The 16359-nt window shown below is 67.0% G+C and carries 14 protein-coding genes and 3 pseudogenes; 3 read left to right on the top strand and 14 right to left on the bottom strand.

The features are described 5' to 3' along the window. Positions 1 to 149: 149 nt before the first annotated feature. Together BFF78_RS07970 and BFF78_RS07965 are read left to right on the top strand one after the other, a co-directional pair. Positions 150 to 1241 carry a hypothetical protein gene (locus BFF78_RS07970; RefSeq protein WP_069777640.1) on the top strand — a complete coding sequence of 364 codons (1092 nt, stop codon included), beginning with the start codon at positions 150 to 152 and terminating at the stop codon, positions 1239 to 1241. A 406-nt stretch (positions 1242 to 1647) separates the two neighbouring features. After that, complete coding sequence (locus BFF78_RS07965; RefSeq protein WP_099054836.1) at positions 1648 to 2286, top strand: transposase; 639 nt, start codon at positions 1648 to 1650, stop codon at positions 2284 to 2286. Positions 2287 to 2494: 208 nt separating this feature from the next. Here BFF78_RS07965 and BFF78_RS07960 read toward each other — a convergent pair whose 3' ends face one another. The 10 genes and pseudogenes from BFF78_RS07960 to BFF78_RS42870 form a co-directional block, all read right to left on the bottom strand. Then, positions 2495 to 3100, bottom strand: a complete 606-nt coding sequence (locus BFF78_RS07960; RefSeq protein WP_069777639.1) for a hypothetical protein — start codon at positions 3098 to 3100, stop codon at positions 2495 to 2497. Positions 3101 to 3319: 219 nt separating this feature from the next. Continuing rightward, positions 3320 to 3972: pseudogene (locus BFF78_RS42875) on the bottom strand (transposase family protein). Positions 3973 to 4251: 279 nt separating this feature from the next. Continuing rightward, complete coding sequence (locus tag BFF78_RS50060) at positions 4252 to 4434, bottom strand: transposase (protein ID WP_159032962.1); 183 nt, start codon at positions 4432 to 4434, stop codon at positions 4252 to 4254. Positions 4435 to 4458: 24 nt separating this feature from the next. Further along, the gene (locus BFF78_RS07950; protein ID WP_069777637.1) at positions 4459 to 5004 is read right to left on the bottom strand and encodes a hypothetical protein; all 546 of its coding nucleotides are present in this window, start codon (positions 5002 to 5004) and stop codon (positions 4459 to 4461) included. 210 nt (positions 5005 to 5214) lie between these two features. Beyond that, entirely contained in the window at positions 5215 to 6990 is a 1776-nt protein-coding gene (locus BFF78_RS07945) for a recombinase family protein (RefSeq protein WP_227025755.1), read from the bottom strand. 647 nt (positions 6991 to 7637) lie between these two features. Continuing rightward, the gene (locus tag BFF78_RS07940; protein WP_069777636.1) at positions 7638 to 8876 is read right to left on the bottom strand and encodes an IS256 family transposase; all 1239 of its coding nucleotides are present in this window, start codon (positions 8874 to 8876) and stop codon (positions 7638 to 7640) included. 318 nt (positions 8877 to 9194) lie between these two features. Next, positions 9195 to 9548, bottom strand: coding sequence for a hypothetical protein (locus BFF78_RS07935; RefSeq protein WP_069777635.1), 354 nt, complete (start codon positions 9546 to 9548; stop codon positions 9195 to 9197). Positions 9549 to 10013: 465 nt separating this feature from the next. Beyond that, positions 10014 to 11003, bottom strand: coding sequence for a phosphotransferase family protein (locus BFF78_RS07930; protein WP_069777634.1), 990 nt, complete (start codon positions 11001 to 11003; stop codon positions 10014 to 10016). Between the two features lie 56 nt (positions 11004 to 11059). After that, positions 11060 to 11311 (bottom strand): annotated as a pseudogene (locus tag BFF78_RS07925) (ATP-binding protein); the annotation flags it as partial. Positions 11312 to 11426: 115 nt separating this feature from the next. Then, positions 11427 to 11573, bottom strand: coding sequence for a hypothetical protein (locus BFF78_RS42870; RefSeq protein WP_193433426.1), 147 nt, complete (start codon positions 11571 to 11573; stop codon positions 11427 to 11429). 127 nt (positions 11574 to 11700) lie between these two features. On the opposite strand from BFF78_RS42870, the gene BFF78_RS50490 reads away from it, so the two are divergent. Continuing rightward, a protein-coding gene (locus BFF78_RS50490) for an IS630 family transposase (protein WP_435797874.1) occupies positions 11701 to 12764 on the top strand; the annotation gives its coding sequence in 2 pieces (ribosomal slippage) (positions 11701 to 12148 and positions 12148 to 12764; 1065 coding nt in all). Positions 12765 to 12770: 6 nt separating this feature from the next. On the opposite strand, the gene BFF78_RS07915 is transcribed toward BFF78_RS50490, so the two are convergent. The 4 genes and pseudogenes from BFF78_RS07915 to BFF78_RS07900 all read right to left on the bottom strand — a co-directional run bounded on the left by BFF78_RS07915 (position 12771) and on the right by BFF78_RS07900 (position 16333). Further along, the gene (locus tag BFF78_RS07915) at positions 12771 to 13283 is read right to left on the bottom strand and encodes an SUKH-4 family immunity protein (RefSeq protein ID WP_069777631.1); all 513 of its coding nucleotides are present in this window, start codon (positions 13281 to 13283) and stop codon (positions 12771 to 12773) included. A 624-nt stretch (positions 13284 to 13907) separates the two neighbouring features. Further along, positions 13908 to 14215: pseudogene (locus BFF78_RS07910) on the bottom strand (alpha-hydroxy-acid oxidizing protein); the annotation flags it as partial. A 598-nt stretch (positions 14216 to 14813) separates the two neighbouring features. Then, a complete protein-coding gene (locus BFF78_RS07905; RefSeq protein WP_069777629.1) occupies positions 14814 to 15188 on the bottom strand; it encodes a hypothetical protein in 375 nt (124 codons plus the stop codon). Continuing rightward, complete coding sequence (locus BFF78_RS07900; RefSeq protein WP_079161772.1) at positions 15164 to 16333, bottom strand: recombinase family protein; 1170 nt, start codon at positions 16331 to 16333, stop codon at positions 15164 to 15166. Before BFF78_RS07900 ends, BFF78_RS07905 begins: the two co-directional genes overlap by 25 nt. Between the last annotated feature and the right edge of the window lie 26 nt (positions 16334 to 16359).

The following is a 16359-nucleotide window of genomic DNA, read 5'->3' as shown; positions in this document are numbered from 1 at the left end:
GGAGTTCTCACCTTGCCTCAGTGAAGCAGACAGCAGGGTCGGGGCGGGCAGCCAGGGGTCTGGTGTTCATGATGGTGAGACCGCCCATGTGGGTGCGTGATGTCCGTCCCTGAGAGGAGGGGGCGGGAGAGGGAAGTGAGGAACAGATCGTGGGCAAGGGTGGGGCGTCCGTATCGGACGAGGAGTGGGAGAGATTCCTGCGGGAGGCCGGGGCAGGGGGTTCGGAGGTGCCGGAGGAGCCCTCGGCTCGGGCCCGCATGGTGACGCGGCGACTGCGGGAGGACGGCAGCCGGCCGGAGGGGTGGCGGACGTATCCGGCGGCCCGGCGGCGACGGCGTACAGGCTGGTACGTGGTTGGTGCGCTGGTCATGCTCGGACTGCTGGTCGCGGCCGTGGCCCCGGAGCGGGTGGTGGGCTGGTTCGGTGGCGAAGGCGGTGACAGTACGCCACTCGCCGCGGAGTCCAACCGTCCCAGTGGGCCGCCCGCGCAGGGGTCGGGCCAACTGCCCACCGTGGCGGAGCCGTTCAGGGGATCCCCCGCAGCGCAGTGGGCCAACGGAATGGAGGGGGTTTACCTGCCCCAGGCGCGGGCGACCGGCTGGATGAGCCAGGACCAGGTGGCGCAGGCGCTCGCCCGGACACGGGACTTTCTCAGTGCGTCCAATCTGGATCCCGGCGTGCTGCGCGGGGAGCGCCCCGCCAAGGCGATCGCGTTGATCAATCCGCATCAGGGCGATGTGCAGGACTACCTGGCGGCCGCGTTCCGTGTGCCGGGCCGGGGCAGTGACCCGCTGCTGCTGTTCAGCCGTTTCGCCCCAGCAAAGGCGCGGCTGGTCGGGAATGTGGTCAAGACCCGGGGCCGGATCACCTACCGGGAGGGCGAACGTGGTGCGCTCGAGGTGACGTCCGATGTCACGTACGTGTATCCGGTGGTGCGGGCCGTGGCGGGCAGCGACGAAGTCACGCGCACCATCGTGCGCCGCGAGATCGTGATGAGCTGGGACAACCCCGCCAAGGTGGTCACCGAGCCGGGAACGTTCTCCCTGATCTCCTACAAGTCGGACACCACCAACGGCGGCTGCGACAACACCACCGGCTACTTCATCCCCACGTTCAGGTCCGAACGCGCCACAGGACAGGGAACAGGCCAGGAGGTTGACCCGTACGACCGGAGCAAGTCGATGGACACCCGCATGCAAGAAGGCGGCGACGGCAAGTGCGGAACCGCCACACGATCCTGAGCGTGAATGTGTGGAGTGACGGCAGCGGGGTGGGCGCCAGCACAACTGAATTCGGTCAGTAGCGAGTTGGTCTCGCTGTTTCCCGTGGGGGAGCAGAGACCAATCCCGACGCTCACCTGCCCGACCTCGCCGGGGCTCTGGGCAATGTCTGCTCAGGCTGGGTGCTCTGGGGCGGGGGGAGGAAGTCCTAGGGCGAGTATCGGAAGTAGATCTTGAACACCGAGGTCAACCAACCTGACAAGGCCGCCCGACGCCGGCTCGGCAAGTCCGACTCCATCGATGCGGCCGCCGCCGCCCGGGCTGTCCTCTCCGGCCGAGCCACAGCCACCGCCAAAGACGACCGACGAACCAGTGGAGACGATCCGGCTGTTCAAGATGGCGGACCTCCGCGGCCAAGTCCCGTTCCATGGCCACCAGCCAGCTCAAGGCTTTGCTCGTGGCGGCAGAGCCGGCCCTGCGTGAGTGCCTGGCCCCACTGAGCAACCTCAAACTCATCCGCCGGTGTTCGCAGCTGAGGCCCGCGCCGAGCACAGGGCCGCAGGCGGCATGCCGCCATACGCTCCGGCTCCTGGCCAAGCGGATCCAGCATCTCACCGAGGAGATCAACGACCGCACGGCACGGCTCAGCACAGCGATCGATGCCTGCGCGCCCAAGCTCCTGAACCTCTATGGCGTCGGTTCGGACACGGCCGCAGCCTTGCTGACGGCAGCCGGTGACAATCCCGACCGCCTGGCCAGCGAGGCGTCTTTTGCCGCCCTCTGCGGCGTCAGCCCGGTGGAAGCATCGTCTGGAAAGACCCAGCGCCGCAGGCTCAACCGCGGCGGCGACCGCAAGGCCAATTCAGCGCTCTACACCATCGTCATCTCTCGTCTGCGCTGGGACACCCGCACCCGTTCTTACGCGGAGCGACGCGTCACCGACGGCAAGACACGGCGCGAAGCCATCCGATGCCTCAAACGCTACGTGGCCCGCGAGATCTACCAGGCCCTCCTGACATCCAAGAGGCAACCCCCGGCATCAGTCCCTGCCGGTCGACATCCATAGGTGCATCAAGCTCGTGGTCCGCTATGAGGCGACCATCCTCGTAGCAGCCATCAACGAGGGGATGTGACCAGCACATTCCCAAAAGACTCTCGATGTGGACGGTCATCGTCACAGCCATGTCGTGGCAACGCCGCGACCCCTTGCATGTCGACGGACTCCGCGTCCGGCACGGTGACGAAGTAATGCGGTCACGGCTCACGCCATGCGATCACTCGGCCGGTGAAGACAAGTCACATGAGTACTGCTCCCTGCCGAAGCCGCTGATCTCCACGTGCATCGCCCGAAGTTCGCGTATCGCGGCCGGAAGATCGCCGTCCTCGGGATGGGCGATGGCGTCATCCCAGTGGAGATAGATCTGGTCCGACCGGGTCCAGGCCAGGAGGTCGACGATCCGCGTGAATGCCGACGGAGCGAATGGCGGCACCAGATCCTCGTCATCGCCCTCGAGGTATGCCGTGGTACGCAACTTCCGCCCTGCCAGCAGTTGCAGCCAGGCCGCCGCCGCGTAGGCCGACTGGGACACGATGTGCCGCTCCGGGTCATGGTCCTCGCTACAGCACAGCCCCACCTCGGTCAACTGTTCGTGAACCGCGTCGACGTCGACCGGCTCTCCTGCGGCAGCCTTGCGCAGGTCACGCACCGCGTCCGGAGTCGACAGAACGGGGTCGTCGCTCAGCTCCTCGACCTCTCGCTCGACGCGGTCGAGCAAGGGCGCCATCAGGCCGTACAGGCAGGTCAACCTTGCTTGAGGGGCCAGCCTTTCCGTGAACTCGTCGATGATTACCAGCAATTCGTCGTACGTCGTACCCGTCATGCACGCATGGGTACCACGCGCCACTGACATCCGGCGCACGGCCTGGCTTGATGCTCTACAACAACAACGGCCTCAGCCATGCCCACTGGCGCTCGTCAGATCACCGCGCACCACACCGCGTGATCATTCACTCCAGAGATCGACTCTCGATACACGCTGTAAAGGGTGTTGCAGAAGGCTTGATGGCGGGCGTGTCTGGGTGATGTCTGACCTGCTGTTTCACGCTGCCATGGCGAGGTTGTGCATGGTGGCTACGGTCTGGACGGCATGGTGGAGGCTCGGCGCGGGCCCGCACGCGCCGTTGTTCGGCATTGTCTTCCTCCTGGCCGCGCAGAAGGGGACGTCCGGCTCGTCTGCGGTGCGGGACAATCAGCCCGGTGCCCAGGTAGGCGCCGTCCGCGATCACCGTCGTGCCCGCCTCCACGGCCGGCAGGTCCGACTCGCGCCACACATGAGCGTCTGCCTTGTTGCCGGGTGCCGGCCGGGCCGAGGCCACCGCCAAACGGGTGTCGGCATCGATGATGACCTGCACATTCGCCGAGAACCGGTAGTTGCGTGAGGAGGCTGCGACCTTACGGTCCCGAACCGGGACCAGAGTGCCGTCCACGATCCATAACTGATCGACGCCCGGCACCGGCCCGGGCGCTGGCTCCAGCGCAAGCAATGGCCGCAGGCGCTGGATGACCCTGCAGACGGTGGCAGATGAGCAGCCGAAGAGCGGGGCGAGCTGCCGCATGATGAGGTTGGTCGCGGTAATACACCGCGACCAGCAGCACCCGCTCGGCCAGCGGAAGACACCAAGGCCCGCCACCGCCGGTGCCGTTGACGCCCCGTTCCCGCACCACCCGCAGCAGCTTCTCGAACCGCCCCATCCGCAACCCGGTGAACGTCTCCACCCACACCGGATCAGCCCGCAACACCCCACCCCTACAGGCAAAATGCCCGCCGTCAAGCCTTCTGCAACACCCTTTAGGAATCCGTTAGGTCCCGCCCTGGTCTTACGGCCACTGCCCGGGCCAGTCGCCACGGGGGCACCCCGGCCCGCCGCACCTGTCCTGCGAGGATGGAGGCCATCGGGCCCCGGGATCCTTCCCGCCAGGCAGCCTTCTTGAAGGCTTCCCGTCCGGCGGGCGCGGCCACTTCCGCGACCGTCATGGGTGGCCGCGGGTACCGGGGAGCGGCGGGCGGCCGTCGCCTGAGCCCGCTGAGGTAATCAGGGAGGCGTCACACGGCTGGACGGTCAGATCGCCGCGGATGCCGGCCCCGTACGCGTGTCCCCGCTCGGTCAGGCCGGCGCGGAAGTCGGCGTTCTGGCCGTAGCCCGCGTCGGTCACCAGGACGGCACCATTCACCGCGAATCAGCCGCAGCGGCTCTCCCGTGGCTCCACGGAACCCACCTGTTCCATGCGCCGGATCTCCCGCTCTGCCGCTTCCAAGTGTCCGAGGTCGAGGGCCATCGCGGCACGCCCGGCGACGTAGAAGACGTCCTGGCGGATCCGACAGTCCAATCCCGGTTGGCGGCACAAGGCCAGGAACCGCACCTCGAGACTGAGTTCGATGCGGCCCATCTCGTCCCGGACGCGGACCGGGAGTGCGGCGTGCCGGAGATCCTTGGCGCAGTCACGCGTCTGCCGGTCGGCCTCGTCAGGCCGGGCTTCCACGGGACGATAGGGGTGATCGGCCCACTCCGTGTCAGCCCACCAGACGAGTTCGTCCAGGTATTCCGAGGTAACCACCAAATCCGGGGGCGTGGCGGAGAGGGCCGCGTCCGCACCGGCAACCAGCTGGGCGAGACGGCGTCGAGCCTCGCCGTCCCCCGCCACGCACATCGCGATGAAGCCCGACAACACGTCGAGCCTGCGCGACACCTCCGCCCGCTGCCAGATCTCGTACAGTCCCGCCATCCACCGTTCCCTCTCCGCCGACCGCCTCTCCGCGCCCCGAACCCTATGACGCGCCCCCGTCAGCGGGTCCAACGGTTTTCCGGGCTCAGCGAACGAACCTCATGCCGGCTCGGTGCGGCGCACGATCTCCTCTCACAGCTCGTGTGTCCGCGAGCGGAGGCTTCTTGATCATTGCGGGACAGCCCCTGGCGATCGGGTCAGGTCCAGGGCTCAAGAGGTAGGAGTGGGGCCTTTCGGTAGACCATGCAGATGGAGTCGCCCTTGCGCCAACACAGCCGTATCGTCAGCCGTCAACTCCCCCCTCGGACACTCCTTATAGCGATACGGAATCGAGGGCCTCGACCTAACGGTCGCGGTCCTCGTTGCGTTGTCGTACGTGATCGTGATGCCCAGGGCCTCGTAGAGGGGCTCCTTCTTCTCGGCGTCGGCGGCTTGGATACGTTGTGCGATGTCTCCGAGCCTGTCAGTGATCTCCCGGATCTGGTCGGCGGTGAGGGGTGGTTCCTTCTTCCGGGTGACGGTGGGCAGTGCGTCAAGCTTCTTCTGTGCCGCTTCCCTGTCACGTTGCGCGTCGTTGATCCACTGGGTGACGACGGCTGGATCGGCTCCGGAGTCGAGGGCGGCCTGGTAGCGGGCGAGGCGCCGCTCGCACTCCTTGATCGCCTGGCGGGCTTGAGCCTGCTCGGGGGTCTGGGTCTGTGCCGCGCTCGCTGCGATGCTGGCCTGGCTGAGTGCGGTGATCGTGGCGGTGAGCCGGTCCGGGGCGAAGGCCCGGGCGATCCATGCATCCAGTGCCCGGCAGATGATGTCTTCGCGCAGGTTGATAGTGCGCGGATGATCGAGCCCGGGGTAGAGGGCTGCTTCCTGTTCCTTGTACTCGCATCGGTAGTAGACGCGGTCGCGGATCGCAGTGGGCTGCATCTTCCGTCCGCACAGAGTGCACCTCACCCGTCCTCGCAGGACGTAGGCCCGCCGACCGCTTCGCCGGTTGGGGCGTTCTTGCCGCTGGTAGGCGCGGGCGCGTTGTCTGCGGGCTCGCTGGGCGGCTTCGAAGAGTTCCTTGGTGATGAGCGGCTCGTGTGCGGGTTCGTTGGACCAGATCCATTCGTCGATGGGGTTGTGGGTCATGGTGGTGCGGTGGCCGAGGGTGCCGTCGTCGATGTCGAGGAGGCGTTCTTCCTTGCGTTGTTTGTTCCAGACCTCGTGGCCGGTGTAGCGGGGGTTGTGGAGGATCGCCCTGACCGCACCGGCCTGCCATGCCTTCTTCGTCCGGTGGGGGTTACGGGCGGCGTCGTGGGCGGAGGGGCAGGGGATGCCGTCGCGGTTGAGCCGGAGGGCGATGGCCTCGTCGCTCATGCCGTCGACGTAGATGGTGAAGATCCGCAGTACGACGGGTGCGGTGGCGGGGTCGGGTTCGAGTTTGTGCAGTCGCTGTCCGGCGGCCGCCTTGGCGGGGTTGGGGTGGGGGCCGGCGTCGGTGATCCGGTAGCCGTAGGGCGGTCGCCCTCCGAGGTAGCGGCCCTGGAGCTGGGCCTGGGAGCTCATCGCGGTCCGGACCCGGATCTTGATGCGGTTGCGCTCGCCCTTGCTCATGCCGCCGAAGATGGACATGACCAGGTCGTGGGCCTCGTTGTCCGGGTCGATCGGTCCGCCGACCTCCGGGACCCACAGCGGGATGCGGAAGTGGACGAAGACGGGGAAGGTGTTGCCGAACTGGTTGCCGTAGAACGTGCGCTGCGGCTCCCCGATGACGACCGCGTCGAACCCGCGGTGCGGGTCGCGGAGGGCTTGGAGGAGTTCGTTCGCGCGTGGGCGGCGCTGCCAGGGCAGGGAACGGCTGTGGCCGACGTCGAAGTACTCACTGACGATCTGGCCCCCGGCGGGCTCGATCAGGGCTCGAGCACGGGTGAGCTGCCAGTTCCTGGAGGCCTCGGGGTCTTGAAGGTCCTCGGTGGAACAGCGTCCGGCGAAGGCGAAACGGATCACGTGCGGTCAGACCCCCAGTGTGTATAGCGTGGAGCGCGTTGCGGGTGTTATGTCGTGTTCTGTCGTACCTCGAATGAAGGAGAAGAGCCAGTGGGGCCTGCCTAGAGCAGTTCGGGCCCGGTGTGTGGCTGGTTCCGATCGGCGCTTATGGCGTGAAGAAGCAACAGGAGGGCGGCAGCAACGGATTCGGTCACGTCGGGTGGCGCCTCGGGGAGGACCACGTAGATCATCTGGGAGTTGCCGGGGCTTGGGTACTTCTCGGATGGGGGCTGGGGCATGCCGTGTTGGATTCCGGGGCCAGGTGACTCGTCGGTGCTGACATATCTCCTATAGAGGATTTAGGCCGTGGATTTGTCGTCCTGTCCTGGCCGGAGGCTGTCGCAGCCTTTATGCAAGTGGGGCCTGTCCTTCCTATGGAAGGCGGAGTTCTTCTGAGGGGATGTCAGGCGGACTGAAGCAGGGGAAGGACCGCCTCCCGGTTCGGTCTGGCGTATCGGGGCGTGGCGCGATTTGAACCCACGACCTCCTCGTCCCGAATGAGGTTCGAACAAGATCGCTACCTGGTTGGGTGGGAATCTTCCCTGGTCAGGGCGGTCACGTCCGCGGGAGTGGTGTATCAACGGCCACTCGGTGATCTCGTTTTGAGGCTATGCGGTGAGTTCGGTCGGGAGGACGGTGTCGTCGATTTCTGACTCGATCGGGTGGAGGCGGGCCTTGGCGAGCAGGTCGAGGCCCATGTAGCGGCAGGCCTCGGTCCACTCGTCGTTCTGCTCGGCCAGGACCGCGCCGACCAGGCGGATCAGGGCGGTGCGGTCGGGGAAGATGCCGACCACGTCGGTGCGGCGGCGGATCTCCTTGTTCAGCCGTTCCTGCGGGTTGTTCGACCAGATCTGCCGCCAGATCTCGCGCGGGAACGCGGTGAACGCCAGGACATCGCCCTGAGCGGCGTCCAAGTGCGCTGCGGCCTTGGGGAACTTGGCTTCCAGGGCGTCGAGGACGTGCCGCATCTGGGCCTGGACGGCGTCGGTGTCGGGCTGTTCGAAAACGGTCCGCAGCAATGTTGCGACCCATGGCTGGGCCGACTTGGGCACCTGGCTCAGCAGTGCGCGGGCGTAGTGAGTACGACATCGCTGCCAGCTCGCGCCGGGCAGGGTGGCGCCGATCGCGTTGACCAGGCCCATGTGCGCGTCGGAGATGACCAGCTGGACGCCGGACAAGCCGCGGGCGATCAGCGAGCGCAGGAAGGCCAGCCAGCCGGCGCCGTCCTCGGCTGTGGCCACGTCCAGGCCGAGGATCTCGCGGTGCCCGTCGGCGTTGACGCCGACTGCGATCAGCGCGTGGACGTTGATGATCCGGCCGCCTTCGCGGACCTTCTGCGTCAGCGCGTCGACCCATACGAACGCGTAGGGTCCGGCATCCAGGGGACGGTTACGGAAGGCTGTGACTTGTTCGTCCAGGTGCTTGGCCATCGCGCTGACCTGGGACTTCGACAGCTGGGTGACGCCCAGGGACTCGGCGAGCTTCTCGACTCGGCGGGTGGAGACGCCCAGCAGGTAGGCGGTGGCGACCACGCTGATGAGGGCCTGCTCGGCCCGCCGCCTGCGTTCCAGCAGCCAGTGCGGGAAGTAACTCCCGGACCTGAGCTTGGGGATGGCGAGCTCGACGGTGCCCGCCCGGGTGTCCCACTCACGCGGGCGGTATCCGTTGCGGTGGTTGACTCTCTCGTCGCTGACCTGGCCGTATTCGGCGTTGCAGAGGGCGTCCGCCTCCGCGGACATGAGTGCGTCGGCGAACGTCTTGACCATCGCGCGCAGCAGATCGGGACTCGCCGCGGCGAGATTGTCTTCCGTGAGGGCGTGCAGGGGCAGACTGTCGGGTGCGGTCATCGTGCTGATCTCCTTCGGGCTTCGACACCTCGAAGATCAGCCGGTGGCCGTTCATCTATGCGGGCCTCATCCTGATGCCGGAGCAAACCCCCGGATCAGGTCGAACCCGTACACCACTTCCCTGGACGCAACCGGGATGGCGCACCGGTGGCCGGCCTCGACTAGAACGGCTCGGCGTAGTTCTGCAGGGATCGCGGGACGGCCTTCAGGCATGCCCGGAGCCTACCTCCGCAACGCCGCAGAGCCATCAGCTTGGGAAGCTGCGGTCATTCGGGGCGGGTACGGCAGCTGACCTGGGCGATTGCCTGGTACCAGGTCTCATCGCCCTTGGTCGCTTTCACCGTGGATTCCCGCAGTTCCCCGCCCTATCTGGTGCGCTTGTGGTGCGCCGGCCGCGTGGTCGCCTGGTGCTGTCGACTCGTAGGCTTCGCCGTACAGGTTGGCGCGGAGGCGCTCCTTGGCCGCTTCAAGCTGCGGGCCGTAGTCGGGTATGAAGATCTCGCTCAGCGTCTTGTCCAGCGCTCCTGAGATCGCGTAGATCGGCGACCAGACGGCTCGGTCGTGCACGATTCCTTCAAGGTCGTTGGACCGGAACATGACTTGGTAGAGCCAGTCCGACAGCACGAACGCTTGATCGCGCGTGAGCCGGATGGTGATCGCTTCCTCGTCCACGTCCTCAACCTAGCCGCCTCGACGGGCGGTGTCTTGGGACCGAGCTTTCGGGCGGGCCAACACGCTTTCCAAGTCCGTTGGTTGGGAGAAGGGGCACGGCCGTGGCCGTTCACCTGCGTTCATGGGCGAACGAGAGCCGGGCTGGTCGCTGGCGATGGACCCGCCTGTACGGCGGTGAACGTAGCTGAATGAGACAGAAACTGAGACGGGGACGCTATGGGGTGGGGCCGGTTGCTGTGGTTGCTGTATCCGACTGCTGTGCAGCAGGATTGGCTTCGTTCATCTCCAGGAACAGCGATTGTCGACCGGTTCTGGAGTCAGTTGCCGATCAGCCGACTCGCGAGTGTCGAAGAGAAATGACGGCACTGCCGAGTGAATGAGGGAACGCGGGACGGCCAGCCGCCCGTCAGGGCGGCTGGCCGTCGAGGTAGCGGCAGAAGCGATGCGTATGTGGCGGACGCGGTGCTATGAGACCAACAGAGCCAGTGCTTCCTTCGCGTTGTGCTCGGCGATTTCCTGCATCACCGTGCGGTGCGGGAAATCGCCATCGAGCAGACGAAGGGGGCCGGCCACCAGTGAGAGACGCATCGCGAGCATGTAGAGGTCGAGCCGTGCTGGATCGAGTCCGGGGCAGGACAAGGCTGGGTACTGGTCACCGAAACGAAGCTGCAGGAACACGTGCTCCCACTCGACATCGAAGAACATCAGGCCCTCGATGTCGATGAGGACGGGGTGGCCAGAGGCATCGACCAGGACATGGTCGGGCCCGAGTTCTCCGTGGATCAGTCCGTGCTGCGTGCGCGGAGCCACTCGTGTGGCCAGCTCCTGCAAGCGATCGTGCAGAGCAACTGCGGCTGATCCGATGCTGGGGTCGCGTTCGGCCGCCTCAGCGAGGTCCTCGGTGGAACGTTCGAGCACCAGTTGCTCGCATGAATCGCCACTCGCTTTGTCGCCCCGTTCGAGCACGTCCACCCTGCCGTAGTGCTGACTGTGCTGCTGGTGCATCACGTCGAGCATTGCGGCCAGCTCGCTCAAGGCATGTGATGCGCGTGCGGGGTCCGTCTTCAGGAGCGCTTCCAGAGTGCCGCCGGCAACGTCCTCGACAACTGCCACGTCCGCCGGGTAGCGGCGTCGGCTGTCGTCAGCGAGAAGCACTCCTGGAACCCGTACTCCAAGGCCGTCCAGTCTCCGCTGGGCCGCTAGGAAGGGGGCCAGCCCGGAGGCGGGAGCAAACGGGTGGGCCGGGTCGATGGCTTCCACAGTCGGCCAGAAGTCCTCATTCTCGGCCCAGCTGTAGACGATCACGCTCGCTGCATGTGATCCGCTCGTGTGAACCCGGTAGACCCCCTTCTTGCTCCCGCCGCGCAACCGGTCTACTCCGACAACGCGGGCCTCCGCCCCCAGTGCCTCATGCACGATCCCTGACAAGGCTTCACTATCCGTGAACTGGCGCATCCGCCGACCCTATCCCCGGCCAGATGCACCGTTGGGCCGAGTCGGCTTCAAGTGAATCAGCCGGTCTTGGCAGGTTCTTCGGCTCGTGCTCGGGTGCTGGCGAGGCGGTAGGAGTCGGTGCCGGTCTCGATGATGGTGCCGTTGAAGGTGAGGCGGTCGACGATGGCCGCGCAGAGGCGGGGGTCGGTGAAGGTCTTGGTCCAGCCGCCGAACGACTCGTTGGAGGCGATGGCGACGCTGTTCTTCTCCTCCCGCTCGGTCAGCACCTGGAACAGCAGCTCGGCGCCGTGCCGGTCGAGTTCCATGTGTTGGGTCGGGGACGGGACGCCGTGCACCGTTTCCGGTGCCGGTTTTCCCGTCCCCGCCCGCCGAACCGGACGTGCCCGTTGGCCGAGCATCCGGCTCTCCACGTGATCCAATGTGTCAGGCGAGGTATTCGCTGACCTGGCCGACGAAGGCCACATCGTCGTGGTTCGTCCGGCGGAAGCGTGCTCCGTCGGGATCGACCTCGTCGATGTTGTAGGGCGTGCTGATCTGCGCTCCACGAAACGTGTATCGCTGGACCCGCATCTTCGCCGGGTTGTAGAGGACGATGCCGCCCTCGGTGATGCGGTCCGTCCCGTAGTACTGAACTTGATTGGGTGATGTCGGGGCCGTTCGCCTGACAGTTGAGTGTCGGCACCGGTAGCCCTGGGGTGTGAGGTACGCGCAGGGCGGCGGACTGACCGACGCCGAGAGGACTACGCGGGAGCGGTTGCGGCTCCAAGCCGTGGAGCGTTTCGAGAGCGGGCAGAAGAACGCGGAGATTGCCGCTGCCCTGCGGATCAGTGTGCGGTCGGTTGAGCGGTGGCGTCGGGCCTGGCGGGAGGGCGGTGAGGCCGGGGTTCTGTCGAAGGGGTCACCGGGAAGACCTCGGCTCAACGAAGTCCAGGTCGCCAGGCTGGAGCGGGAGTTGGAGCGTGGTCCGCTGGCTCACGGCTGGACGGACCAGCGGTGGACGCTGGCACGGATCAAGACGCTCATCGGCCGGCTGTTCCACGTCTCCTACACGGTCGAGGGCACCTGGAGGCTGCTGAAGCGACACGGCTGGAGCTGGCAGCAGCCCACTCGTCGGGCCATCGAGCGCGATGACGACGCGGTCGAGGTATGGAAGAAGGAGACCTGGCCGCGGGTAAGAGCATCGCGGCGGAGCGCGGGGCCTGGATCGTCTTCGAAGACGAGGCCGGGCAGTCGATGACTCCGCCGCGCGCCAGAACCTGGGGCCGGATCGGCCAGACCCCGGTCGTGAGGGTGAGGGGCCGCGGCTCCGGGCGGGTGTCGATGGCGGGCATGACCTGCTATAAGCCGGGCGAGCGGTCCCGGCTGATCTACGCGATCCGCGAGTATCGCGGCCGCAAGGACGAACCGAAGGGCTTCGGCTGGCGCGACTTCCGCGACCTGATCGTCCGCGCCCGCACCCAGCTCGGCGGCCCGATCGTCCTGGTCTGGGACAACCTCCGCCTGCACCTGACCGCCGGCATGCGTGCGTTCATCGAGACGAACGCCGAGTGGCTCACCGTGTTCCACCTGCCCACCTACGCCCCGGACCTCAACCCACAGGAGGGCATCTGGTCACTGGTCAAACGCGAGATCGGCAACCTCGCCGCCGCGGACCTCACTCAGATCACCCGAGCCGTGAAACGTCGGCTCAAGAGGATCCAGTACCGTCCGGAACTCGTCGACGGCTGCCTCGCAACCACCGGCCTGACCCTGGAGAGCTGACGTGACTCATTCCTCCTCCCAGTTCGCGTAGTCGCCCATCGCCACGTCATCGCACAAGGTCTCCCACAACCCGTTGTCTGCGAGTGCGGTGGCATCGAGAGCAACGAGGAGCCGACGAAGCTCGTCCGCCACCTCCTGGAACCTGTCCTCCTCGTCTTCCTCGTAGAACGGGAAGCGGGCGATGGTGCCCGCGACGCACCGATGGAAGGCCCCGAGGTCACTGTTCACATGCCAGGCGGTCGCGGACCCGATCTTGGGGATCTGCACGACGCGCCGCGAAGCCACATCGACGCCGAGCCGACCGAACAGGCCGCTGGACCCAAAGACGACCAACCCGCTCTCACCGATCCCGTCCAGGAGCGTCGCCTCAGTCAGCGGCTGGTACTCATAACCGATCAGCCCTGCTGGGACGCCGACTTCCCAAAGATCGGCGGCGATCTCGACAGGCACCCCTGGTGAGCAGCCGATACGGACCACGGCGTACTGGGGCAACGGCAACGGCGGGAAGTCTCGGATCACACGAGCATCATCCTCGTGCTCCGGCCACACCAGGAAGGCGCGAGCTGGCCCCTGCCACCTACGGCGGGCCCCGACATCACTCAATCAAGTTCAGTAGCTGATGGCAGTCAGGGCGTTTCACTGCGCGCAGCCGGTGGTTGGGTGCGCTGGCCCTCTTTTGTGTCACGACGCACCGTCCGGCGGATACACGCCCTGATCGTGCCCGCCGACGTTCGGCAGCCGCAGCCCGCCGCGCTCTCGGCGGGCCACCCCGGTTGCCTACGACATCATTACGTTTCCCATGCTGCACAGCCGACCAGTCTGCGGGTGCTAGGGGGCTCAGCACACGCCATAAGGGGCGGCCGTCCATGGCTGGCCGTGACAAGCTGTCAGCGCATCCGAACGGAACCTGCGTGCTTGCTTCATGGCGTCGGGCAGCGAAGAGGCCGACCTGAGCGGGGTGCCGCATCATCCGTCTCTGCCGTGCCACGTGAAGCGGGGGCGAACAGCCGGTCTGCCCCCGGAGAGTCGGCTCCGCCCGGGCGACGGTGGAGTCGGAGTGACCGCAACGACACGGGTCGAGCTCGAGTTTCCGAGGGTCCGCCTTTCGAGCCAGACGTCACCGGAAGTACGGATCGTCTCGCGTCAGCGGATGCGGCGGAGGGCGTCGGGCGCACGGTCGGCCAGAGCGGGGTGACCGTCGACGGCCATGACGAGGTCGGCTTCGGCAAGCAGGGAGCGCAGGACGTGCACGATGCCGTCCGTCCCGTCGAGGGCCAGGCCGTAGGCGTAGGGTCGGCCGACGCATGCGGCTGTGGCACCGAGGGCGAGGGCCTGGATGATGTCTGCTCCCGTGCGGACGCCGGAGTCGAACACGGCGGGCAGGCCGTCGGCGCCTCGACCACGGCAGGTAGGGCGTCGAGGGCGGGCAGGCCGCCCTTGGCCAGGCGGCCGCAGGCCAGTTCGGCGGCACGCTCGGCTAGCCGGATGCGACTGGGCCCCGGCCATTGTCGGTTGGGGCCTCGCTCCTGGGCACGGCGCGGGCGACCCCACCGGTTGTCGGTCCCCTGACACGGCAGCGATGGGGACGAAGGCAGCAGCCACAGGCCTTGGCGGCATTCGTCTCCGGTGTCCGTCCGGAACTCCGACTCGTATGGCCACGAGGTCAGTGCAGCAGTGCGGTGCTTGCCGGAACGAGTGAATTGGGGTCACTGCCCAGACACAACGCCTGCATGCTGCCCACTCAGGTGCGCATCCTCGGTGGTGGGTGAGTCTCCGCGTGCGACCGTTGACTGTCGGTGGCCCCGATCACCTGACACCTCGCCGGCCTGCAGCGCCGACTTCGGGCCGCCACCAGCTGAGACGACGACCCTTGTGACGGTCGGCGCCGACCAGTGCTGTGAACATCTGCCCACGGGCCCCTCACCAGCAGGCTGACCAACCGCTCGCCTCCTCACCACCTCGTCGCCGAACAACAAGCAGAACACCGCGACTACGCCCACGGTCCCGTTCATCGGCTCGAGCACGCACGAACACTGACGGGCGCCCAGGTCAGGCGGTGGTCGTGGCGCGGGGTAAGAAGACGCGAACGGGCAGCAGCAGCCCGGCGAGCGACAGAACGATGAACACCACTTGGTGTACATGGTCCTTGCCCGGCGGCAGCCCTCCCGCCAAGTGGGCGATCCAGAAGGCCGGGTAGTACCACTGTGCGTACCACGCCCACCGTTCCCCGCAGCGGAACGGTAAGAGGGTGATCAGTACACCGAACAGGCCCATGCCGATCGCGGCCGCACCGTCGGCCCGCATGAGTTGCTTGTCGCCGGCCCCCGGTGCGACCGCGGCGACGACACCGAAGATCAGGATGCCGATACCGACGATGAGAAGGCAGATCCACGCTGCCTTCAGGCGCGCGCTGTTGTGCTGCATGCGCGATTCGTATCCGCTTCCGGCGAAGGAGACGCAGAGCGTCTGCCGTGACTGAGGGTGCCGAGGCCGGACGAGGCGATTGGGGCGGAGTGCTGCAGGTTTCCGGGTACGGAGGAGGGGGCCCAGCCGGTTGTCGGCGTGGGCTGAAAGAGGTCTCGGTGGCCGAGTCTGCCTTGAGCCACGACGCCCGTATCGTCAGCCGTCAACTTGCCCCTCGGACACAACGATTGGGTCTGGGGCTCTGCGGTGCTTGCTGCGGCGCTGGCATGGGTGAGCGCTTCGATGGTGGCGGAGAGCCGGTCCGGGGCGAAGGCGCGGGCGATCCACTGATCCAGGGCCTGGCAGACGATGTCTTCGCGCAGGTAGACGGTGCGCGGGTGGGTGAGGTCGGGATAGAGGGCGGCTTCTTCCTCTTTGAACTCGCAGCGGTAGTAGACGCGGCTGCGGATGGTGGCGGGCTGCATCTTGCGCCCGCACAGGCTGCACCGGACCCGGCCGCGCAGGGCGTAGGGCCGCCCGCCCCGCTTGCCGGCGCGCTCCTGCCGCCCCTGGTTGCGGGCGCGCTGTGTGCGCACGATGCGGGCGGCATCGAAGAGATCGGGGCTGATGATCGCTTCGTGGGCGGGCTCAATGGAGTGGATCCACTCCTCGGGCGGGTTGTGGGTCATGTGGGTGCGGTGGCCGAGGGTGACGTCGTCGACGTCGAGGAGGTGTTCTTCCTTGCGCTGCTTGTTCCAGACCTCGTGGCCGGTGTAGCGGGGGTTGAGGAGGATGGCGCGCACGGCGCCCTGCTGCCACGCGGTCTTCTTGCGGTGCGGATTTCGGGTGGCGTCGTGGGCGGAGGGGCAGGCTTCCCGGGTGAGCTGGGCGGCGATGGCGCTGTAGCTCATGCCCTCCACGTACAGGCGGAAGATCCGCTGCACGACCGGTGCGGCGGCGGGGTCGGGCTCGAGTTTGTGGATGCGCTGGCCGGCGGCGGCCTTCGAGGGGTTGGGGTGGGGGCCTGCGTCGGCGATCCGGTAGCCGTAGGGCGGTCTCCCGCCGAGATAGCGGCCCTGGAGCTGGGCCTGGGAGCCCATCGCGGTCCGCACCCGGATCTTGATCCGGTTGCGTTCACCCTTGCTCATGCCGCCGAAGACGGACATGACGAGGTCGTGGGCCTCGTTGTCGG

Origin of the sequence: Streptomyces fodineus (assembly GCF_001735805.1) — a bacterium.
GTDB lineage: Bacteria > Actinomycetota > Actinomycetes > Streptomycetales > Streptomycetaceae > Streptomyces > Streptomyces fodineus.
This window is presented reverse-complemented; position numbering and strand designations above follow the sequence as displayed.

Excerpts from the sequence above, each read along its gene's own strand:
- BFF78_RS07965 (WP_099054836.1), top strand. The coding sequence starts at position 1,648 with ATGGCCACCAGCCAGCTCAAGGCTTTGCTCGTGGCGGCAGAGCCGGCC.
- BFF78_RS07960 (WP_069777639.1), bottom strand. The coding sequence starts at position 3,100 with ATGACGGGTACGACGTACGACGAATTGCTGGTAATCATCGACGAGTTC.
- BFF78_RS07950 (WP_069777637.1), bottom strand. The coding sequence starts at position 5,004 with ATGGCGGGACTGTACGAGATCTGGCAGCGGGCGGAGGTGTCGCGCAGG.
- BFF78_RS07940 (WP_069777636.1), bottom strand. The coding sequence starts at position 8,876 with ATGACCGCACCCGACAGTCTGCCCCTGCACGCCCTCACGGAAGACAAT.
- BFF78_RS07930 (WP_069777634.1), bottom strand. The coding sequence starts at position 11,003 with ATGCGCCAGTTCACGGATAGTGAAGCCTTGTCAGGGATCGTGCATGAG.
- BFF78_RS42870 (WP_193433426.1), bottom strand. The coding sequence starts at position 11,573 with ATGCGGGTCCAGCGATACACGTTTCGTGGAGCGCAGATCAGCACGCCC.
- BFF78_RS07905 (WP_069777629.1), bottom strand. The coding sequence starts at position 15,188 with ATGCAGCACAACAGCGCGCGCCTGAAGGCAGCGTGGATCTGCCTTCTC.
- BFF78_RS07900 (WP_079161772.1), bottom strand. The coding sequence starts at position 16,333 with ATGTCCGTCTTCGGCGGCATGAGCAAGGGTGAACGCAACCGGATCAAG.